Origin of the sequence: Anabaena sp. 54 (assembly GCF_017355725.1) — a bacterium.
Lineage (GTDB): Bacteria > Cyanobacteriota > Cyanobacteriia > Cyanobacteriales > Nostocaceae > Dolichospermum > Dolichospermum heterosporum.
Map to the genome: position 1 here is coordinate 83,762 of NZ_JAAVWA010000008.1, position 22,290 is coordinate 106,051.

19 protein-coding genes and 1 CRISPR repeat array are annotated in these 22,290 nt (G+C 37.1%); of the genes, 7 read left to right on the forward strand and 12 right to left on the reverse strand.

The window, feature by feature from the left end:
- Window positions 1-387 precede the first annotated feature (387 nt).
- Window positions 388-810, forward strand: a complete 423-nt coding sequence (locus tag HEQ36_RS11065; RefSeq protein WP_027402704.1) for an AbrB family transcriptional regulator — start codon at window positions 388-390, stop codon at window positions 808-810.
- Between the two features lie 197 nt (window positions 811-1,007).
- The gene (locus HEQ36_RS11070) at window positions 1,008-1,877 is read left to right on the forward strand and encodes a CPBP family intramembrane glutamic endopeptidase (RefSeq protein WP_205748561.1); all 870 of its coding nucleotides are present in this window, start codon (window positions 1,008-1,010) and stop codon (window positions 1,875-1,877) included.
- Between the two features lie 44 nt (window positions 1,878-1,921).
- Here HEQ36_RS11070 and HEQ36_RS11075 read toward each other — a convergent pair whose 3' ends face one another.
- Window positions 1,922-2,305 carry a hypothetical protein gene (locus HEQ36_RS11075; RefSeq protein ID WP_053537983.1) on the reverse strand — a complete coding sequence of 128 codons (384 nt, stop codon included), beginning with the start codon at window positions 2,303-2,305 and terminating at the stop codon, window positions 1,922-1,924.
- Between the two features lie 260 nt (window positions 2,306-2,565).
- Between HEQ36_RS11075 and hslO the strand changes: the two genes are divergently transcribed.
- Window positions 2,566-3,471: an Hsp33 family molecular chaperone HslO gene (gene hslO, locus HEQ36_RS11080; RefSeq protein WP_168636406.1), complete on the forward strand. Its 906-nt coding sequence runs from the start codon at window positions 2,566-2,568 to the stop codon at window positions 3,469-3,471.
- A gap of 151 nt (window positions 3,472-3,622) precedes the next feature.
- Window positions 3,623-5,698: a hypothetical protein gene (locus HEQ36_RS11085; RefSeq protein WP_053537985.1), complete on the forward strand. Its 2,076-nt coding sequence runs from the start codon at window positions 3,623-3,625 to the stop codon at window positions 5,696-5,698.
- Between the two features lie 179 nt (window positions 5,699-5,877).
- Here HEQ36_RS11085 and proC read toward each other — a convergent pair whose 3' ends face one another.
- The 9 genes from proC to HEQ36_RS11130 all read right to left on the reverse strand — a co-directional run bounded on the left by proC (window position 5,878) and on the right by HEQ36_RS11130 (window position 16,331).
- A complete protein-coding gene (gene proC, locus HEQ36_RS11090) occupies window positions 5,878-6,693 on the reverse strand; it encodes a pyrroline-5-carboxylate reductase (RefSeq protein WP_168467171.1) in 816 nt (271 codons plus the stop codon).
- Between the two features lie 52 nt (window positions 6,694-6,745).
- Entirely contained in the window at window positions 6,746-7,348 is a 603-nt protein-coding gene (locus HEQ36_RS11095) for a cell division protein SepF (protein ID WP_168636405.1), read from the reverse strand.
- 366 nt (window positions 7,349-7,714) lie between these two features.
- Entirely contained in the window at window positions 7,715-8,383 is a 669-nt protein-coding gene (locus HEQ36_RS11100; RefSeq protein ID WP_168636404.1) for a YggS family pyridoxal phosphate-dependent enzyme, read from the reverse strand.
- On the reverse strand, window positions 8,380-8,658 hold the full coding sequence (gene pipX, locus HEQ36_RS11105) for a transcriptional coactivator PipX (protein ID WP_027402694.1): 279 nt from the start codon (window positions 8,656-8,658) through the stop codon (window positions 8,380-8,382). The genes HEQ36_RS11100 and pipX overlap by 4 nt, the downstream gene beginning before the upstream one ends.
- Before the next feature lie 475 nt (window positions 8,659-9,133).
- Entirely contained in the window at window positions 9,134-10,876 is a 1,743-nt protein-coding gene (locus tag HEQ36_RS11110) for a hypothetical protein (RefSeq protein ID WP_168636403.1), read from the reverse strand.
- Window positions 10,877-10,891: 15 nt separating this feature from the next.
- The gene (locus HEQ36_RS11115; RefSeq protein ID WP_205748560.1) at window positions 10,892-12,757 is read right to left on the reverse strand and encodes a hypothetical protein; all 1,866 of its coding nucleotides are present in this window, start codon (window positions 12,755-12,757) and stop codon (window positions 10,892-10,894) included.
- A gap of 2 nt (window positions 12,758-12,759) precedes the next feature.
- Window positions 12,760-13,629 (reverse strand): RAMP superfamily CRISPR-associated protein, encoded by an 870-nt coding sequence (locus tag HEQ36_RS11120; RefSeq protein ID WP_168636402.1) that lies wholly within the window; start codon window positions 13,627-13,629, stop codon window positions 12,760-12,762.
- Window positions 13,629-14,651 carry a CRISPR-associated protein gene (locus tag HEQ36_RS11125; RefSeq protein ID WP_168636401.1) on the reverse strand — a complete coding sequence of 341 codons (1,023 nt, stop codon included), beginning with the start codon at window positions 14,649-14,651 and terminating at the stop codon, window positions 13,629-13,631. The genes HEQ36_RS11120 and HEQ36_RS11125 overlap by 1 nt, the downstream gene beginning before the upstream one ends.
- Before the next feature lie 3 nt (window positions 14,652-14,654).
- The gene (locus HEQ36_RS11130) at window positions 14,655-16,331 is read right to left on the reverse strand and encodes a type III-B CRISPR-associated protein Cas10/Cmr2 (RefSeq protein WP_168636400.1); all 1,677 of its coding nucleotides are present in this window, start codon (window positions 16,329-16,331) and stop codon (window positions 14,655-14,657) included.
- 391 nt (window positions 16,332-16,722) lie between these two features.
- Between HEQ36_RS11130 and HEQ36_RS11135 the strand changes: the two genes are divergently transcribed.
- Window positions 16,723-17,409: an ATP-binding protein gene (locus HEQ36_RS11135; RefSeq protein WP_168636399.1), complete on the forward strand. Its 687-nt coding sequence runs from the start codon at window positions 16,723-16,725 to the stop codon at window positions 17,407-17,409.
- A gap of 156 nt (window positions 17,410-17,565) precedes the next feature.
- Here the strand turns inward: HEQ36_RS11135 and HEQ36_RS11140 are convergent, their stop codons facing one another.
- Window positions 17,566-18,453, reverse strand: coding sequence for an IS982 family transposase (locus HEQ36_RS11140; RefSeq protein ID WP_168634808.1), 888 nt, complete (start codon window positions 18,451-18,453; stop codon window positions 17,566-17,568).
- 264 nt (window positions 18,454-18,717) lie between these two features.
- Between HEQ36_RS11140 and HEQ36_RS11145 the strand changes: the two genes are divergently transcribed.
- Entirely contained in the window at window positions 18,718-20,106 is a 1,389-nt protein-coding gene (locus HEQ36_RS11145) for a WYL domain-containing protein (RefSeq protein WP_233455510.1), read from the forward strand.
- Between the two features lie 118 nt (window positions 20,107-20,224).
- Window positions 20,225-20,797: a transposase gene (locus HEQ36_RS11150; RefSeq protein ID WP_168636398.1), complete on the forward strand. Its 573-nt coding sequence runs from the start codon at window positions 20,225-20,227 to the stop codon at window positions 20,795-20,797.
- A 78-nt stretch (window positions 20,798-20,875) separates the two neighbouring features.
- Here HEQ36_RS11150 and HEQ36_RS11155 read toward each other — a convergent pair whose 3' ends face one another.
- Window positions 20,876-21,007 carry a hypothetical protein gene (locus HEQ36_RS11155; RefSeq protein ID WP_257720892.1) on the reverse strand — a complete coding sequence of 44 codons (132 nt, stop codon included), beginning with the start codon at window positions 21,005-21,007 and terminating at the stop codon, window positions 20,876-20,878.
- A 141-nt stretch (window positions 21,008-21,148) separates the two neighbouring features.
- A CRISPR array of direct repeats spans window positions 21,149-22,062; the repeat unit is 36 nt; unit sequence GTTTCCATTAATTCCACTTCCTATAAAAGAAGCGAT.
- Window positions 22,063-22,290: the final 228 nt, after the last annotated feature.

The window sequence follows — 22,290 nt, forward strand, 5'->3', positions numbered from 1 at the left end:
TGGGGAAACCCCAAGACCGGACTGCTTTATCTTTTTTGGAGTAGAACTAACCTGACTTGTAAAGGTGGCTTGAAGTTACACCGTTACAACAGTGACCAAAGAGAAAATAATTTAATTTCCGATGGCCAATGATGGTTAAAAAAGCCGTAAAATTACTGAAATAAATGTCTGTGGCAACTATGACTTACAAACCTATTATGGACAACTGTAATAGAGTCTTCTGTTGCTGACATATCAGCAGGAATTCACCCATCACCCTCATGTTTTGTTGACTTCTGAAGTCCAGTTGCGCTGATTGCTCAATACTAGACACACAAGAAAATTCTGAAATGGCTAAGTCCATGCTACGCTATCAATTTGAAGAGATTAAGGAAAATTAAGAGCATAATGACCGAAACTGCAACTGCCCCATTAACCGGAAAAACATTGCTGGCGAAAGTTAAAGAACTTTCCACCTTGCCACGTCGAGAAAGAGCAAAGCAATGTGGTTATTACACCGTTACTAAAAATAGTCAAGTTCGAGTTAACTTAACAGACTTTTATGATGCTTTATTGTCAGCTAGAGGCATTCCCCTCAGCCCAGAAGCACCAAAAGATGGACGTGGACGCGAACCGACATACCGGGTCAGTGTTCATCAAAATGGTCAAATTGTGATTGGTGCAACCTACACCAAAGCAATGAACCTAAAGCCCGGTGACGAATTTGAAATTAGACTCGGTTACAAACATATTCACTTGATTCAGCTTGGTGAAAGTGATAAACAATTAATCCAGTCTGATGATGCTGATGAATCAGATGCAGAAGAATAAATTTTTTCACCTATCAGGGATAAGTTTAAGGTAAATTCTCATGAATTTATCCCTAGAGCTACCGCTAATTAGTAGCTGTGGTTAAATAATTGCAGTGGGATAAGACATAAAAAACGTTTTGACCTCTTCCATGAGTCACAAATTCTAGTAGAGTCTTGATTATTCGTCAAGAAATCTGTTGTTGCAGGAAGTTAGTCATGTTTTTTATGTCTATTCCACTGTCATTTTTAGATTCATCAGTCCATACTTTGCTGGAGTTTCTCAAAGATACGCCAGTATTTTTGGTCATGGCTTTTTTTATTGTTTGGATAGGTTGCTGGTTGCCATTGGTAGCAGTTTTAGCCATTACTTTGAATTGGCAAATACACAAATCTTTACAACCAGAGCAAAAAATTCCTTTATTAGTATCTCTTTATTTATTAGTTCCTCTAATTCTCTGGGGATTTCAAGGGTTGAAATTGGCTTCTTTCCCTGATTATGGATTAGTGGGGAAGGTTTCTATTTTTGGTTCTCTATTACTGGGTTTTAGCTTGGGTGTTTTGGGTCTAGCTATAGTGTTTTTTGGGCAAATTCTCGCCGGTTGGTGCTATTTAGAAAAATCTCAGATCAAGTTAATCCCATCTAGTTTATTGACGATTTCCCTAGTGGCTTTGTTTGTGGGGGGAATAGAGGAACTTGTATTTCGGGGCTTTTTATTCACTCAGTTACAACAAAATTATCCAATTTGGTTAGCTGCAATTATTTCTAGCTTGGTTTTTGCTGTCTTACATTTGGTATGGGAACAAAAAGAAACTCTTCCTCAACTGCCTGGATTATGGCTAATGGGTATGGTCTTAGTATTAGCTAGATTAGCTGATGGCAATAGTTTAGGGATTGCTTGGGGACTTCATGCTGGTTGGGTATGGGCGATCGCTACCATAGATACAGCGGGATTAATTACCTACACAGATCAAGTTCCTACATGGGTGACAGGGATCAATAAAAAACCCCTCGCGGGGTTGACAGGAATTATCTGCCTTTTGGCGACGGGAGGAGTGCTTTTATGGATGTATTTGATTGTTAAGTGATACTTTTCTCACGCAAAGGCGCAAAGGCGCAAAGAATAGAAAAATTACTTGGTTGTGGTTAAGAATTGGCGTAAGCTGACTAAACTCAGGGTTTGTCCTAAGTTTAGGGGTAACATGGATATGCCTTCTATGCGGGATTGTACCCAGCCTTCACCCCAGTACCATTCGTGAAAGCCGTCAATGCCTCCACTGAGTATTAAGCGCAAACAATTGGGTTTTACTACGTCTACTTGGTGATGAATGGAGACTGGTCCTGCCCAGGTGGTGAACTCAAATCCTGGTGGTAATTCTGTGGGCATTTCTGGGGGAAAACTTTGCCCCAATAGCCATTTTTTTAGTTCGGCAGGATGCAAAATACTGTCATGAATGGCATCGGCTGATGCTGTAACTTCGATACGAATTTGGCTTTGTTGAAATGTACCTAGCATGGTAATTGGTGATTGGTAATTGGTAATTGGTCAGTTACAAAGGAATATTTCCCTTCCTTGCGCCTCTACTTAATTCTTTCTTCTTTCTCACTCCTGATAGCGTTCACGTAGTGTGCCGTATCCCTGCTGGAGCCGGAGGCATCAAGCATAGCGTGGCTTTAGCCATACTCCTGAATGGGCGCAGGCCTTGCGCCCCTACCTCCTGACTCGAAACAATCTAAAATAAAAAAGTCATCTTGTAAAGAATTGTCAGGTTTTTCATGGCAGATCAATTAATTCGTGCGACTGCGGCGGATGGTGGGATTAAAGCTGTAGGTGTGATTAGTACCCGGTTAACAGAAGAGGCTCGACAACGCCATAAACTATCCTATGTGGCAACAGCAGCATTGGGAAGAACTATGGCTGCTGGTTTGTTGATGGCTGCCAGTATGAAACGGTCAGGTTCTAGGGTGAATGTTCGCGTTAAGGGCGATGGTCCTTTAGGTGGTGTATTGGCAGATGCAGGATTAGATGGTACGGTTAGGGGTTATGTCGGTAATCCGTCCGTGGAGTTGCCACCTAATCATAAGGGTAAACTAGATGTTGGTGGGGCAGTAGGTGCAGGCTTTCTATATGTAGTCCGCGATCTCGGTCATGGTTATCCTTACTCTAGTACAGTAGAACTTGTTTCGGGGGAAATAGGTGATGATGTTGCTCACTACTTGGCAAGTTCTGAACAAACTCCTTCGGCTTTAGTTTTGGGTGTATTTGTGGGAGAACAGGGCGTAACGGCAGCGGGAGGAATTTTGATCCAGGTGTTACCCAAAGCTGCTAGGGATGAGGAGCTAGTGGCTACATTAGAATCGCGGATTGAGGCTTTATCTGGGTTTACGCCATTACTGCAAGCAGGTAAAACACTGACGGAAATTTTTAACGATTTGTTAGGAGATATGGGATTGAACATATTTCCTGAAAGTCAGATGTTACGCTTTCATTGTGGCTGCTCTTTTGATCGGGTGCTAGGGGCGCTGAAAATATTGGGAGAAGCGGAACTACAAGACATGATTGTGAAAGATGATGGTGCAGAAGCTACTTGTGACTTTTGCGGTAATATCTATCAAGCAAGTAGTGATGATTTAACTCAGTTAATTGGAGATCTACAAAGAGAATCTTTAATTTCTGATTAATGTCACCAGTCATACTCAACCCAAAAAACAGTAATGTTAGGGATGGGTTTTAAACGGTTTTTTAGATAGGAAAGTGAGGATAGCAAACATAAAATTATCTATATTGATCTATCTACTTTCATATCGCTATTCAATTAGTGTGGTGTGAGCAATGACAGAGCGGGATATTCCAGATAATTGGTCTTCAGACCAAGCGGGAGAACCAATTGGGGTTCAGCCTAACTACATACAAAATAATCAAACTGCTGATACCGCTGCTATTGGTTCTCATTCTCAGTCTATGAAGCAAAAAAAAAAGCAAGATGGCGATGTTTTGGCTATAAATGATAATTCAGAACCTACTTTTAATCTCAATGTTTTAATTGAGAAAATGCCGCGCTGGACTAAAAATTGGGTAGTTTGGGCAGCAGTATTAACTTTAATTCCTGGAAGCATGGGTTTTCTAGCTTTATCCATCCTGTTTAAGTTACCTACTGCTCCTAATTGTCCACAAATTTTTTGGCCTTTAGCTAGTGCGTCAGTAAGGCTACACTGCGCTCAGTTGGCGGCTTCTAAGCAAACTATTAATGATTTGCTCCAAGCAATTACTCTGGTTAAACAATTACCAGAAAATCATCCTTTGCGGGGCGAAATTAATCGTCTTTTAGAGGAATGGTCACGGGATGTTCTCAGGTTGGCGGATGAGAGTTTCCAAGCGGGGAATTTGGAGGAAGCGATCGCTACAGCCCGAAAAATTCCTACTGACGTGAAGGTTAGTGAACTAGTAGAAGAGCAAATTCAAAAGTGGCAAACGATTTGGTCAAAGGCGGAAGGAATTTACCAAGAAGCAGAAAAAGAATTGCGCCAACGACATTGGCAATCAGCTTTTATGCTCACGGCTAGATTGCTACGGGTCAATAATAAATATTGGGCAAGCACTAAATATGATCAATTAAATAACATTATTGTTACGGCGCGAGAAGATGGGGATAAACTTTACAAAGCAGAAAATTTAGCAAATAATCGCAATTTAGATAGTTTACTTAAAGCTATTAAACTGGCTGAAACGATTAAACCAGATAGTTATCTGTATCAAAAAGCCCAAGAGTTAATATCTGGGTTTGCTAGAAAAATGCTCAAATTAGCACAGGCTAAAATGAAAGAGCGAAATGCTGATCAAGCCTTGGAAATTGCCCGACAAATTCCCCCTATTCCTGAATTGCAAGCTGAAGTTGATGATTTTATGGTTTTGGGTGAAGCCCAAAGAAGTGCTTTTATTGGGACTACGGCTGGGTTAGAAACGGCTATTTCTCAAGCTCAACAAATAGATGCTTCTAGGGATATTTATAATGAAGCACAACAATTAATTGCCCGTTGGCAATTAGAAATTCAAGATGTTTCTCGGTTAGAAAAAGCTCGGAATCTCGCTAGTCAAGGCACTGTTAATGATTTAACAGCAGCGATTTCGGAAGTACAATTAATTCCTGGGAATAATCCCCGGGCTACAGAAGCCCGTCAAGAAATTGGTCGTTGGCGTGGCCAGGTGGAGTCTATTGAAGATAGACCATATTTAGATCGGGCGGAACAAATAGCTATTAACGAGGATGTTATCTCATTACAAACAGCGATCGCTGAACTTAATCAAATTCGCTCTGGACGGGCATTATATCCAGAAGCCAAAAAAAAGATTAGGCTATGGACAGCCAAAATTGAGCGCATTCAAGATCAACCGTACTTAGATCAAGCCAGGGCATTAGCCGACAGTGGTAATTTGACAACGGCTATTAGTGAAGCTCAAAAAATCGCCTCTTCAGGACGCGCTTTATCTAGTGAAGCTCAATCCTCTATAGATACTTGGCAAGACCAAATTCGCGCCAAAGAAAGTTGGCAAAAAGCCAAGCAAGTTGCAGTTACTGGCACACCAGAAGCTTTAGTTCAAGCTATTCAGTTGGCAAATCGGGTATCTAGTCGTAACACTTTGCGTTTAGATGTCAATATTGCCATTGACCAATGGAGTCAACAATTGTTGCAAATGGCACGTTCTCAAAGTGAGGTTGATGTTGCCAAAGCCATTGATACAGCTAATTTAATTCCTCGTGGTAGTAGTGCTTATACTGATGCTCAAGAACAAATTAGAACTTGGCAACAATTTATGATTCCCAAATCAGCGCCCAGTCCTTCTGTAGAATCTACACCAGAGGAAACACCAGCAGTTCAAAAAACTCAGCCTTTAACAATCCCTAATTAGGGCTTGCGGATAGCAGGAGGTAGGGGCGCAGGGCCTGCGCCCATCCAGAGGTTAGGAGAGGCAAGAATAGTCTCTGTATAGCAAAATTGATAAGTACTTAAAACTCTTACCTTTGCGTCTTTGCGCCTTTGCGTGAGACTAAAATTCATACCCTTAATCAGCAACGCCCCCATCCCCTGTTATCCCTTCCCCAATTCCTGAGCGCGTTCTTTCGAGGCTTTAACAGCTTCGATAACAGCGGAACGAAAACCAGCTTTTTCTAAGGTGCTGACACCGGCAATAGTTGTACCACCGGGACTGGTAACTTGATCTTTGAGTTCGGCGGGGTGAATTTTGGTTTCTTGTACCAGTTTTGCTGTTCCTAAGACCGTTTGTACAGCTAGTTGTTTAGCGATCGCCCTTGGTAAACCCACAGCCACACCCCCATCAGCTAAGGCTTCAATCATCAATGCCACATAAGCCGGTCCACTACCGGATAATCCTGTCACCGCATCCATCAGGCTTTCCGGTACTTCCACTACTTCCCCCACAGCGGTAAAAATCTGCTGTGCTGTTTGTTGGTGATGAGGATGAGTATAAGCACCTAAAGAAATTGCTGTTATTCCTGCACCCACTGTGGCGGGGGTATTCGGCATAGCGCGAATTATGGGAACTTGAGGAAAAGCTGCTTCTAATTGTTTTAAAGTTACCCCCGCTAGTATGGAAATGATCAGGGGTGAATGTTCTGTTGGTAGGATATCTGCTAATTCTTGGGCTACAGCCGTAAATATCTGGGGTTTGATTGCCAACATCACCGCTGTTTTCGCTGCCCCTAACACTAGACTATTATCCGTTGTCACAACTACCCCATATTTCTGTTCTAAATAGCTGCGGCGTTCAGCTTGGGGTTCACTGACGATGATTTCTGAGCCTTGATAAATGCTACTTGTAATAAGGCGGGATAATAGAGCTTCTCCCATTACCCCACCGCCAATTAAGCCAAATTTTATATTCATTTCATTAGTCACTAGTGGTCAATTAATTGTCAGAACTAATGACTAATTTACCTTACTGTGCCATCCGAGTGGGTTCATTTCCCCAAGCGGTCGTTGCTGCTGTAGCTGCGGGACGGGCGGGACGGGCTTGGTTGATAGGTACTTCATGTATCAAACCGCCTTGAGTGCTAACTTGCACGCAACTGGGGGTAAACAAGAAGATACTTTCACCAATTCTTTCTTGATGTCCGTCTAACGCATAAGTACCACCAGCAACAAAGTCAACTGCACGTTGAGCTTGATCAGGGTCCATAATGGTCAAGTTCAATACTACTGATTTGCGCTCCCGGAGGGCTTGAATCGCCTGGGGCATTTCTTCAAACGTGCGAGGTTCGAGGACTAGAACTTCAGAGATTCCATTAATTGCGCCTGGCATACCAATAACGTTACTCATAGGTTTAGATACTGTTGCAGCTACTTCTTCTGTACTGTTAGGTTGATTTTCCCGCCAACGCCGATTTGGAGGAGTAGTTTCCTGTGGGGCTGGTTGGGGATTTTCCTGTTGATAGATATTCTGATAATTATTGGCTGTATCAGCTTCTTCTTCGTAGTATTCGTATTCTACCTGTTCATTCAACCCTACAAAATCCCTGAGTTTAGAAAATATATTGCTCATGTTGTATGCTCCCAGATTAAAATTCCCCTAATTTTCCTGGCTATAAGTTACATTAAAGTTCCTTCTAGGCAGTAGTCGTAACTATAGTAGATGTTTGACGTAGCAATCGTACTACTGATTTTACCCTTTAGTACAAATTCCCAATTATTAACAGATATTGATGTTAACGCCTGCACATTAACGAATCTGTAACATTGAGTTAAAATTGTAGCCTAACGATCATTAAAAATAAAGGGGGGTATGACCACCTTTGCAATTAAGAATTACTTATGAGAGTATTATATTTTTTGACAATTATCAATACTTGGTAGTAAATTCGCAAACGATTGTTAATCATGCCGTCTGGAAGTATGACTACAGCTATGTCTAAGCTCGTTCACCAAACAAGATTGTACCTAATCGTACCATTGTTGCTCCTGCTTGCACTGCCAACTGGTAATCCCCAGACATACCCATTGATAATTGCTGCATGGTAATATTTGGCCAATTTTGTGATTGGATGGTTTGTGCTAATTCATACGTAGTATTAAATACTGTTAAAATTTCTGCATCCGCCAACCCTTGAGGCGGAATTGTCATCAAACCTTGAATTTGTAGATTTTGACATTGGTTAAGCGCTGCTAAGTCCGCCAATAATTCTGGAACCATCCAACCAGATTTATTTGCGTCGGGGAGAATTTTGACTTGTAAGCATACCTTTGGATTCACTCCCAGTTCTGCCGCTAGGATATTTAAGCGTTGTGCCAGTGGCAAGTTATCAACGGAGTGAATCCATGAAAATAGTTCTAAGGCTTTTCTCGCCTTATTGGTTTGGAGATGTCCAATCAAGTGCCAGGTAATATCCGCTAGATCTTGCAATTCGGCTTGTTTACTGGCAGCTTCTTGGATGCGACTTTCAGCAAAATCACGAATTCCTGCGGTGTATGCTTCCCGCATTAATTCAGTAGATACTCTTTTCGTAACAGCAATCAACCTCACTGTAGATGGGAGTGAGGCGTGTATGTGAGCGAAGCGATCGCTAATTAAACTACTCATTGGAATGTGCGCTGAAATACACCTTGAAGTTGCTCGTACTCTTGAGAATTACCACTGCGGCGCAAAGTCCGTAAGCGATTTTCCAGCATCATCCTAGCCTCAGTCCGGCCAATTGGCTGAAATTTCAGGACTTTAAGCTCAGTTGTTACCAAAAAAAATAAACGTTGGGCGTAGAGTGTGGTAAACAGATCCTGGTTCTCATCAACCATACAGATCCTATAGAGTAAACCCCAAGTTGGATGATTTATGTAAGTTTCTGAGTTTTCTGGATTCATTTCCTAGTCAAGGTGGGGAGTATATGTAGCCGAGGACGGGGAACAGGCATCAAAAGTCATGAAGGCAAATCAGTGTGATGATAACTGGATGTTTTCATGCAACTGACAACCGCTATAGCTTGTTCTGCAATTTACTAACATTCAGAGGATAGTATATCCCTTCCGCCAAATTTTTCGTTGACAGTGCGAAACTAACAATCTTCTTGACGGGTTCTTCTGCAAAACAACACCCTTACAAGTCTGTGATGTTGCACAGGCTTCTTTCCATCCTGCCACAATTCTCCCCCAACGGCGCAAAGATGGACATTTATCTAGCCGGCATATAGTAGTTCAGGGGTAAAAGTCTTGTACTGTATGACTTTTACGGTAATTTTTAGTCAAGTACAATAGATGACATCATTATCATTCAAGAAAAACATACGGTTTAGAGTCAGATCCCCGACTTCTTTAAGAAGTCGGGGATCTTGTTGTTGATTCAACGTAGTTTACTAGCTATTTCTTCTAATTGTTTCCGTAAATCACTTTCTTTATAAGGTAATCCTAATTTCTTAATTTGCTCTAAAAATGGAGCTTTAACTTCTTTTTCATAAGCATTAATTACACCTGGATAATCAGTATATTTTGAATTATCTTGATTACCTAGCAAATATTTAATTACTTCTTTTGGCTTTGCTCCAACTAAATTGTGCATTAATTGGTTACGTCTATCATCTTCAAATTCTCTATCATATTGACCTATAAATTCCATTAGATCCCAAGATGTAAAGTTTGATGAGTTTGATGATAATTGTTTTAGCCATGCCAGCATACCTGTATTACTGCCAATTACACTAAAATTGCCATGATCATTTTTATCATCTTTACCTCTATTTTTATTAAACTTTTTAGATAAGTTATGATCATGAGTTGGAAAAGATAACTGTTTTAAAATATCAAGTTTATAGGACTTAATATTTTCAATATTTGTTATACCCAGTAATTTTTTTAAATGATTATCTAAATCCCAAACCTCTGTATCTTTAGGATCTTTCACAAAACCTAAACCTCCTCTAGTCCATTCAATTACTTTTGTTACCTGTAATCGCTTGGAATTTCCATTAACAGATAAATAAAAGTAAGAATATTGATTAGATAATTCTTTAATAATTGCTGCTTTAAGAAAAGTTTCATGGGCAGCAGCTAATAAAGTTATACCTTGAATATAACTTTGCTCTTGGAAGTAACAACTAACAAGTTCTAAAGCCTTGACTACCCGTTCTATAGCTGATTTTGGATCAAATTTTCCACTTTTAACTAGTTCAGTTTCGATATTGAAAAATCTCACCAATTCTATTAACTCTTCTTTCACATTTTCATCAATGTTAATCGTATCCAAAATATTTAAAGCTGCACCTGGTAAACCACTTTCAATTAATTGTTTAGCCTTTTGAATCTGAATACCTCTTGCATATTTTGAACTATCAATTGGTTGTGACTTATACTCTAGTTTACTTACATGATAAGAAGGATTGCTAACTAAAAACTGAACATTATTAAATTTACCTAAACTGACAAACTGTACAGCAGAAGATATTGCTGGTGTTCCTGCTTGATGACTGATATAAACAGTTTCTTCTTGAGTAGAGTTATAATCTATTTCCTCCACAGCTTTGTGAATTGTTTCTTCAACCAAAGATAAAGTATATTCCCAATTATCTAAACCTTCTTTATCAGATTGTGGTTTTAAAGTCTTAAACAAGAATTTTTCACATTGAATATTTATCTTTTTTAGGTTTCTGTCAAAATATTCTTTTAAAATTGGTTCAAGTTCTATTGTATCTTGCCAATAGGGAGATTCTGGATATGAATATTTTTGTTGAGTATCAAAAATACTAGATTGATCAGTGAGTAAAACAATAATTTTATTTGGGATTTTGACTATTTGCCCATGAATATCATCTTTATTAAAATATTCAAAAAAAGTATCGAGAAGTGGAAAAGCCAAGTCTTCAAAATTGTCTTGAAATTTATTTTTATATGCTAAACCTAAAACTCGTGCAGGTACAGGATAGAATTGTGTTAAGTTATCCTGTTGAATGTTTAAAAGTTTATTATCTTCATCATTGCAGAACTTCAGAGGTTCTTGTTTCTTGGCTTGTTTATAATAAAACTGACACCAATTATCATCAGTTTTTAATTGTACGTCACTGTTACCTGTAGTAATAATCCAAATTGCCATGATTAAATCTCCTAATTACCAAATTTTTTCAAAACTACTATGATTTTTATCTGCTAAGAAATTAAAAAATTTCTCATCTAATGATTCGTTCTTAAAAATTATCAATAATTCTATATAACCCTTTCCTGGTACTATCTGATTATTAGCATTGATGATATATCGTGGGTACATTCTATGCCAAATATGTCCTGTATGACCCATAGAGCCACTTAAAGGATGAGGATTCTTGATTGAATTTCCACTATTATAATCACCATGAAACCAATGTATAGCTTTGCTTTTTCCATCTTCAGCTAAACGTCCCCATACTTCAACTTTTGGAGAGTACCAAGATTCACGCCAACTTTCTATTCCTTGTTTACGTTGTTTGTTGTTTGGTATCCAGTTCTTAATAAGATTTTGTACATTATCAATAAAAACAGCAATATCTGAAAGTTGGTTGACAGGTAGATAAAGTAATTGAGAATCATTCATAAACTCCCAATGACAGCCAATTACTGGCTTATTAGGTTTTTTAAAATAATCATAATAAAATTTTTGATGACATACTCGTCGCCATGATTTACCAAATCCACTAAATAAAAGTGTAAATTGAACCAAACTGTTTGATAAATTAATTAATTTAATCCTTTCTTCATTAGCCAAATCATGGTCCATACATAATATATTTAATTTACCTTTGGTTAGCTGATAAAATTCTTGTTCTTTTTCACATTTAATATCAGATTGATGAAAATTAAAGTCTATACCTAATAATCCAACAAATGTTTGCTTATTATTATCCCTATCAATAAAGCCACCCCAAAGTTCACGAGTTTTTTGTTTTGCAGTTGTTATATCAGTTAATCCTCCCAGTAGTCGAAGAGTATGACCCCGTAAAGCAGCTTTAAACATATTAGGGCGGAATTCTTTAGTACCATCAACTAATTTAGATGTAGCACCTTGTCCTTTCAGATCAATTTGTAGTAATTGATCATAACTATTAACCTCTTGAAAACGTCCATAACCAGCACTAACTCTTGAACCAATACCTTTAGCAAGAGCAAATTCCCATATTTTCCAAATTCGACTCCATTCTGAAACTAATTCTGGAGATTTAAATGATTCACGAGTAGAAATACCAAATTCTAGTTTTACTTGATACAGTGATATTTGTGTATTAGCACTTGGTTTATTATCTTTAATTACTTGTTTTTCATCTTGACAGTGGATAATATCTACCAAATTCTTTGTCCAATCCATATCTACTGGATAAGCACCATGAAAACGCAATATTCCAGGTTTATAACTACCATCATCTAGTTTTGCACCACAATAATTTTTAATTTCTTCTGTTGAAAGAGACATTTGTTTGCAAGCACGCAAGAAAGCACCTTTCATACTTGCACCTGAATAATAAGGAAACCCTTTTGCACCAATAATAGGGCGAATTACTCCCTCATCCTGTCCACTATTAGTAACAAGTCTCCATCTAATTGTATATTCCTTTGTTTCTATACCATCCCCAAACTTAGGGATATTTAACTCAGTTATTGGGGTAGATGTGGTTATGGCTGTTTTTGTAGGACGTGCAGTTGAAGATATTCTTTTTTTCAGCACAGGAGGAGGTAGTGTAGATTTTTGTGCTTGTTCAGTAGGAAGTACTTCAATTCCAGCATTTTTCATTACTTCTACCAACGTTGACCATGTGTGACACCAATATTCACCTTTTTGTTTATCTTTCGATTTGCTAATTAAACGCAGGTGTTCACCCCAAAATCGTTCTAAACCATAAGCAGCAGTGACACGCATTTTATGTGATTCATTTAATACGTCTTCATCCTTGTAATTTATAACAAGCTCTTGTGCTACTCTATCTAATTCATAAGAATACCAAGCCATTTTTATATCTCCTTAATTGTTAAACAACAATGACCAAAACCTATAGATTCTAGTCCTCCTAAATAAATTTCACCACTGGTATTACCATTAATTGGTTTCCAGATTTTATCACTCGGTTTCATGGCAATAGGAAAAGCTAAAATCGTACCTTCAGGTAATGCTTCCACATTGAAAAAAGCTCCTTTCTTAGCCTTTTTTACATCATCTTCTAAGGCAACACGACTTTGACGATATAAAGCCATATCATGAATCATTGCCATATCGTTATCATTCACAATGACAGCCGGATACTTCTTATTTAAAGGAAACCATTTACTTAAGTCTTGAATATCATCAATTGTTAAAAATCCCAAATTAAAAAATAGAACTTTTTTATCTTTGAGTCTACTATTTTGAGATTTAGATTCTAATGCAGTTAACTGTTCAGAAGCCGTGTATTCTTTAGGGGGAGAATCTGTAATAACAACAATTCTTTTATATCTATTTAAAAGACTTGGACAACTAACCCAAACAATTGGTTGACCAGGACAAAATACAGGTAGCCAAACAATTGAAGCATATTCTAATTTAATTAAAGCCTCATTTTTTAGATTATCACTTCCTGAGTCTGATTTTTGACCATACCAAATTTCTTCATCAATATCTGGTGATATTTCTGATATTTTACCTTCTTCTTGTTGTTTTTCTAAGAGACGTTTATACATTCGCATATCAGCACGAAGACGACCGCGAACTGAACTACCAGGAATAACACCAGTTTGGGTAAATTGGTCACGGAAAATAAGATTAAGGTTTCCGTCTTCTTCTCCGGCTGATGCGCCAACATGAACTGGTGCTAATGTCTCAATAATTCCATAGGCTTTCTTATACATTACGCTGCTCCTTTTTGCAAAGATTGATTGTCAATTTTTATGGGTAAACATAATCCACAACCTACTCGTTGAAGACTAAATCCCTCAACAGGAAATAAATTTTCCCACTCACCCCACTCCCACCAAGATTTACCTAGAGATTGATCAAAAATGTAAACAGTTCCTGGAGGAACAGCATAACGTCCTCTACCAAGTCTTCCAGATAATCGGTAACGGTAAGGAACTGGTTTTTCTGTTAATATGTGTTTTGGTTTGGGAAAATTTGGATGTTCTGGATAACGATGGGAAAGACGACTTGAACCCCAGACAGCAGGTGTTATGAAAGCACAAGCATCTTCTATTGAATCTTGTAGGAGTTTTTTAGTTTCATCGTTAATTGGTTTTGATTCAATTTCTACAACATGATTTTCACCACCAAAACGATACCAGCCATCAGGTAATTCATAAGTAGATAAGTAAACTAAACTGATATTATCTGGTATTTGTACAGCAGTTTCTAAAAATAATCCATCTTTACGTAGTGAACACCTTTCTTCCTTTTCCATTTCAGGATGTAGAAAACTCACATATTCCCAAGGTGAATTAGCAGAATGATATTTTTGAATTATTGATAAATCAGAATAATCCCAAGATTTTATTGTTTGCCATGTAAAGGATGATTCCATTTTTGGTCTTGATTTATCTTTGGGTTTATTCTGAATATCCCAATATTCTTTTTCATTGATAATCCACTCATTAGTATCATCATTACCAATTATTCTAGATTTAGGAATCGGGACATAAAAATTTTGTTCATCGGTATCTTTTGCCCAAAATGGTCCAGCAGTATATAAATTTTCTTTCAGTTCTTTTTTAATGTTGTCATTTCCAAAGTTAGCACTAAAAAACAATCCTGATAAAGCAGCAGCATCAGGTGGGAATTTAGCACCAGAACGACCTACTAAATTTTCAGGTGATAGAAATGCTCCTGCACTTCCATACATAAACCCTAATGGTTTAATAATGATTAAATATTCAAACATAATTCACACCTGATTATTTTGATTTGAGCATAAATACCAGCCAATATTAATTAAATTTTCAATCCAATTAATCATTAATGGTGCTGATTCTTTTTTTCTATCAACTTTTTGAGGATCTTTGTTACCACATACAATATACTTTTCTTTTTTCGTTAATTCATCTTTATAAGATGGGAAATACATTTCTATAAACTCAATTAAACTAGAAAGATTAACCAATACTGTATTGAATTTATTAACATCTGTGTAGTGTTTATTGGGCGACAACCCAAAAGCATGACGAGCTTTTAACGTAGCTAAATCATTATAAACATGACTCCAATTAGGAAAATATTTTTCATCTCTTCCGTTACATTCCCACTCATAAAATGTTTTACCATCCCTATCTCGATATTTCATCAAAATATCCAAATAACACCAAGGGCAAGTCCACTGGACATATTGACCACTATTAAAAACCACGCGAATAGTCACCCTATCTCTCCCTAAAGATTTGGCTACTTTCTCCGCTTCCCGACAATGTTGTAAAACATCTCGCTGGGGAACACTACCACCAACCCATACAAAACCGACACTAACATTAATAGGTTGTTTATGTTCTTTCCATGTCTCATTTAATGTTAATAACCATTGATATGCTTCAAATGCTGGAATTGGTTCAGCAAGATTTTTACTATAGATAATTCCTAAAAAATCATCACCACCAGCGTAAACAATTCTCCCTAATTTTTTGCGTAAATTGAATCTATCATCAAATTGTTTTCCCCAATTACGCATTGCATCACTAAAGTTCTTTATTTCTCCATCACCATTTTCTTTTTGAGCTAATTCTTTTAAATGATCTCCAACTTTATCACCATCTCCCATAAACCAACCTGTCCATTGTCCAGGTATACTTTCTTGATTATTTTCTGGTTGTGCTGGTTGTGGTTTACGTTGAATTTCTTTAAAACTTTTGTCGAGTTCTTCTATCCCTAATTCTGTGGCTATTTCATGTCGAGTAACTAGGCGCTTTACTAATTCGGGAATACTCAGTTTTTCATTATCTGCTATAAATTTACCTTCCGGTGTTTCTGATTCTTCTTGTGTTACTGCTGCTAGTCTTGCATAAAATTTTTCAATTTCTTTATTTTCATCACCATAATTCATGTTTTTAGGATTACGCTTTTCTCCCCCCAAACCCGGAAACGCAATTCCATCAGTACCAGTCAAACTAGAACTCTCACCAATCCAATTAACAGCACTCCAATCACGGGATAATTTATTAGTTTCTAAATCATTCATTGCGGCTTCAATACAGCAACCAGTTCCATGAAATACTTCCCAAGTATGACCACCCCAAAGCGTCCATTCCCGTTCCCAATGATATTGATATTCAGGTAATTTCTTCTCTATCCATTCTCGACAAACTTTTAAAATATCCTTCCATGCAGAAAGAATAACTGTTTCTGCATCTTTTTTACTTATTTCTCCTTTAATCAGAATACGATTAGGCATTCCTTTTTGTAACTTAGGTATTCCTGGAGAAATTACTGTTAATCCGTTGTTATTAACATAAAAAACTAGCTGCTGACTCAGATAAGAGAGAATCAGAGATGCACCATATAAGTCTCTAAGTTTACGCGATTTCTCGATAAACCCTTGAACTGGGGCAAAAGTAACAGCCGTGTATTCATTCATGTAGCTGTATCTCCTTTATACGCTTGATTTTAACTATACACGCTTTTTATTTAACTTTTTAACCATGAAAATACTTTGTAACAATTACTTGTTATCTAACTGTAGATTTCGTGTTAATCGCTAAATTAAAGAGTCAGAAATGCTGATTTATTTACAAAGTCAACAATATATTAAGAAAATTGTCTATATTTGTGACTATGTAAAGGTGAGCAGATTTACGTTGTGTTTTTATCTTAGCAGCAAAAAACTGGATGTAACCTACTGTTCATGCGAATGACGAAATTTACTGGGGCAATGTGGTAATAAATTCGTGATTCGCTTGAAAACACTAGACTTTGAGGTTTGTTAAATGCAGACAATATAAAATAAGTTTTATTGAGGATCGAAGAAAATGTCTACTCCTCCTATCTGTCACATCCTGATTGGTGTCCCTGGTAGCGGTAAGTCCACTTTCGCCACTGAATTAGCCAAGTTGGGGAATTATCGCATTGTCTCTACTGATGTTATTCGTCAAGAACTCTATGGGGATACCACTATTCAGGGTGATTGGATAGATATAGAAGCAGCAGTAATTTCTCAAATCACAGCAGCATTGGCTCAAAATAATGCTGTAATTTATGATGCTACCAATGCTAAACGTGCGTGGCGACTGGATTTATTAGAAAAGTTAAAATTAGTCGTTGCTTCCCCGGTTTTATGGATGGGGTGGTACTTAAAAACCCCTTTGGTAACTTGTAAAGGATGGAATCAACAACGCACCCGTCAAGTTCCAGATGTGGTAATTGAGAGTATGCACCAATGGCTGCAAGATTTTCCACCAATGGCCGCTGAAGGGTTTGCAGCAGTTAAGGAAGTTGATGTCACGTCCCCAAAGTTCAACTTTCACCAAATCTCTACCCAAATTCAACAGCTTTCTCGAACTCTAATCAACCGTAACAACCGTAATAGTCAAATTACTTTTCATGCTTACAGTAAATTGCTGGATTTTGAGCGATTAATGTATCTAATTTCCTTGATCATTAACTATCCGGGAATTGGTAATCTGCAAGCAACTCACCCCAGTTTATTAGCCACCTGAGTTCGATGTAAATAAAAAGTCTAAAAGTACGTAACAGCAACAGTTCTGTCAATAAGTATTGGTTATTGAGAATTAAAGCCCACGCCAAAAAGTTCTCAAAAAATTAATTTTTTGAAATGTATTTACTATTAGGTAATATTGATATTTAATTGGTAATTAAGCTAATAAAACTGGTAAGGTTTCAATTTCATTTTCATCAAATCTTAAAGAAGGTTTTTTAGGTTGCCAAGTATAAGCTATTATTGCAGCAACAACATTAACCATGAAATTAGTAACACTTCGATGTCGAGAATGAGCAAGTTGTGAAATATTTTTGAGTTGGTCATTAACAGTTTCAATTAAAGAGCGTTTTCGGAGCATTAATTTCTCCTCCAGGGACAAGAGCTTATTCCGCATATTTTTCTTGAAAGGAGTGATTAATTTGAGTCCATTAGACCAAAGTTCAAGCCAGAGTTTTTGAGAAATATATCCTTTGTCTCCAAATATTTTCCCAAATAAGTTCTTAGTCAAAGTGGGAACAGGTTTTCGGTCATCTGTATTTCCAGGAGTAATTTGAAACGCAAGTAACTCTCCTTGATCATTAATAATCAAATGAAGTTTAAACCCAAAATACCAACAAATAGAACTTTTCCCCCAGCCAGCTAAATCTTTAAAGACCTTATTTGTCTTGGCTCTTTTAGAATGACAAATGGGAATAGAGGTACTATCAATAAAACTTATACCTGTATTGAGTCCTTTTCGTGTATTCAGATAATACATCAAGGGAATTAAAGCATTTGGCATTAATTCAACAAATCTTTGATAACTCACTAAATTGGGAAATTCACCTTGGCAATATTTGAAGATATGTTTCAGGTAATAATCTTTAAAATTGCGGTAACTAGAGCGATGAAAATACACAATTATTGTCATAATTTCACTTAGACATAATCGGCTGGGTCTAATTCTTTTTTTTATTTGGGATGGGATAAGTTGAGCTTGAAATATTGGCTCAAAATAGGTACAAAAATCATCAATTTCACAGAAAATAGTTTCTAATTCCATGAGTTATAATCATTAATTTTCTTTAATTAAACCTCTTCTATTGTCCCTAATCTGAGGTACTTTGAGTTTGTATTCAAATAGTATTCGTAATATAAATTTAGATTTTGTTATGAAAATTTACTTAAATCTAGGCTGGTTTCCTATTAATTCTCAATAATTAAGGCTTATTGAGAATATAGGCTCTTTCCAGAAAAGCCTCTAACCCTTTTGAATACTCATTTTTAGCTGGTTTTCTTACATCGAACTCAGGTATTAGCCAGTATTTTGGGTAAAGTCCCTGAGTTTACAAGTTCCTTGGCAGAAATCACCGCTTGTATCAGCCGATTGTATGGCAATATCTATGGAGATCAAAGTGCGATCGCCTCTAATTTACTATGGTTGCAGCAAAATTCCCTCATTGGTGTTAATTCTATCTCTTCACCTTCCCATCTCCCTATCTCCCCTGGCGCTGTTTCTCTGACCGTTTCCGTTGCTGTGGTAACTCATCCCTACTCAGATTTACCAGCGTTTCAGAGATTATTGCAAACTATTAGGTTCATCTTACATCATCCGTTTTTATCCAATTCTGGACAAGGAAGTTTAAAAACTTTACTGTCCGCACTGCAAGAATATGAGATTATTGAGGGTAATACTTTAGATTCTGTCCGTAAAGATATTGAAAAAGTCCTTAAACCATATAAAATATTACATAATTTTTCTATGCGAGACGGTTATTTTGCAGGAACGGCAATTTTATCAGCACTAGAATTAACTCAGGTGTTTCAAGTTCTCCAGTCTCAAGCACAAAGTCTCAATGACCCGATAGCACTGGAAATTTATGAAACCTTTGCTACTCGCATGGCACAAAGTCGCTTAGGGGTCAGTGATATTTATCCAGTACGGGCGATCGCTAATCGCAGTATGATTGACCCAGAGTATTTACCAGCAGAATCTCTAGCCAGAAATTTACAGCAAGTTGAGGAAGCGATCGCTAAAGGACAATTATTAGAATTAAATCGTTTTAGTGGTGGTGGCAAGTTTACCCTAGATGAGGAAGGATTCTTTTTAGGTTTTCCATTACAAATTGTTTTTTCTAACACAGCTTGGTATTTGGGTTATGAATGTGTATCAGGTAAATATAATGGTTTGTTTCGTTTTGAACGATTAGATAGATTATTCATTGGTCAAATACAAACAAAGGTGCGTTCTCGACAAGAACAAGAAAGTGCCTTAAAAAAATTACAAAAACTATCTCAAGGAAGTGCAGGAATTTTTTTAGGTTACAATCCCCAAGACCAACAGCAATTTCTGAGTGTTAATAAAAAAGAACGTTCTCTAGTGTGTATCACTATTGAACTATGGTTTAATGATGAACTTTTTAGATTTGTTGCCGAAGGAACTAAACGGTTTCCTCCACAACAGATGAAAATGTCTCTACCAATCACAGGTAAGAGATTAACTTTGCCTAAATCTATTTTTTGTCTTGATAAAACAGAAAATAAAAACTATCCTCATCGGTTTCAAGTCATATTACCTCAATGGTCTTTAGATGATGTGGAACTTTTGCGCTGGATTCTTGGTTTTAAAGGAGGAGTGAAGGTAATAAAACCAAAATCATTAGTTAATAAATTAAAACAAATCGGTGAAGACATTGTGAATGTTTATAGATATTAGATCCCCGACATTAGATCCCCGACTTCTTTAAGAAGTCGGGGATCTGGGAACTCAGGGATCTGGGAACTCGGATATCTGGTAAAATTTTATTAAATTTGAATATCCCATATTTTTATTTATGCCCCAAAGAAAAACTCCCTGGCAAAGTGGTAACTTTTATCATATTTATAATCGTGGTAACAATCGTCAAGATATTTTCTTTGAACGCGAGAATTATATTTATTTTCTCCGGTTACTAAAGGAACATCTTATTAAAAATGTAGTAGATATTGTTGCTTACTGTTTAATGCCTAATCATTATCATTTATTGGTATATCTGAGAGATGAAACCCTATCTGATGCCATGAAATCTCTCTCTCTTGCTTACACAAAGGCAATTAATAAAAGGTTTAACCGTTCGGGGGTATTATTTCAGGGACGGTTTCAAAGTATTCACATCCAAGAAACTGAATATCTTGTCAATCTTTCTCGCTATATTCACCTCAATCCAGTAAAAGCCGGAATAGTAAACCATCCTGGAGAATGGGAATTTTCTAGCTATTTAGAATATGCAGGATTACGACCAGGAACACTTCCTAACATAGAATATATCAAAATACAAATCGAGTCAGAATCAATTTATCAACAATTTTTGCTAGATCATAACTTACCTAATTCTACTGACTTCAAAAAACTACTACTCGATGATTGAAAAGAAAAGATCCCCGACTTCTTAAAGAAGTCGGGGATCTGGGATCTAGGATCTAATTAAATGATTAATTTTAATATTCTATTTGCCTTCATTTGCGACACCTAAACCAATTATACCCAAACAACATAAACCATAATAAATCTCTGGCTCATTACCACATTTACCGTCTTTTTGGTCTTGTCTGATAGATGCTTTTGTTGCTGTTGACATACATTTACCAAAAGCTTTTCCTTTACTTGCTAATGCTGGGGTTGCTACACCAAAAGTAAAAAAAGCCGGAATAATTAAGTAAATAAGCGATAGAACAGTTTGAGCAGTTTGAGTTTAAGAAGTCATTTGGGTTAGACAACAGTTTCCATTAATTCCACTTCCTATAAAAGAAGCGATTCCCGAAGAAATCGAACGCCTCTTGACCAATGTAGAAAAGTTTCCATTAATTCCACTTCCTATAAAAGAAGCGATTGCAGAGTACGGAAATGTTGGGTCAAACATCAATATGTTTCCATTAATTCCACTTCCTATAAAAGAAGCGATCTATTTAGGCGTTAGCCTTGTACCCTTCAATTAGGTTTCCATTAATTCCACTTCCTATAAAAGAAGCGATGTATTGGTAAGCACGCATTAGCTAAAAGAGTTCTGTTTCCATTAATTCCACTTCCTATAAAAGAAGCGATTTAGGTTTAGCTAACATTAAGGGATTGGGTGTAAAGTTTCCATTAATTCCACTTCCTATAAAAGAAGCGATAAAGAAGAACCAAAGCACAGATAGTGGCACTTTGTCAAGTTTCCATTAATTCCACTTCCTATAAAAGAAGCGATTTACAAACTATGCAAATATGCCTGAGTCTGTAGCTAGAGTTTCCATTAATTCCACTTCCTATAAAAGAAGCGATCTTATAGCCTGACTTCTGTTAGTTCTCTTGAGGTTCTGGGTTTCCATTAATTCCACTTCCTATAAAAGAAGCGATCTATTTAAAGTTAATTCTCCTAGTGCGTCAATTCCACGTTTCCATTAATTCCACTTCCTATAAAAGAAGCGATGCAGCGAGTGGTCTAGCGAGACTCAGGAAAAGGAAGAGTTTCCATTAATTCCACTTCCTATAAAAGAAGCGATTAATGCAGCAGCAGGCAGTGGGAAGATTGGTATTACTCGTTTCCATTAATTCCACTTCCTATAAAAGAAGCGATTCTCTAGTCCATTCGATATTCGACATTACGCCCTCCAATTTGTTTCCATTAATTCCACTTCCTATAAAAGAAGCGATACCCATCATTCTAAACCCATACAGTGCCTAATGTCTAGATGCCATTTGCGACGGGGTATCAATTGGCGGCTACTTTCCGAAAATAACCAGGCAATAAAAAACCCTGAAACCTTTATACAGAAAGACATCGACGGGGTTAACGGAAACATCAGCATTTCCGCCATTGACCTGACCCCGCCGCTAACAAATCATCGCAAATAAATAAATTCGTCATTCGCATAAAATCAC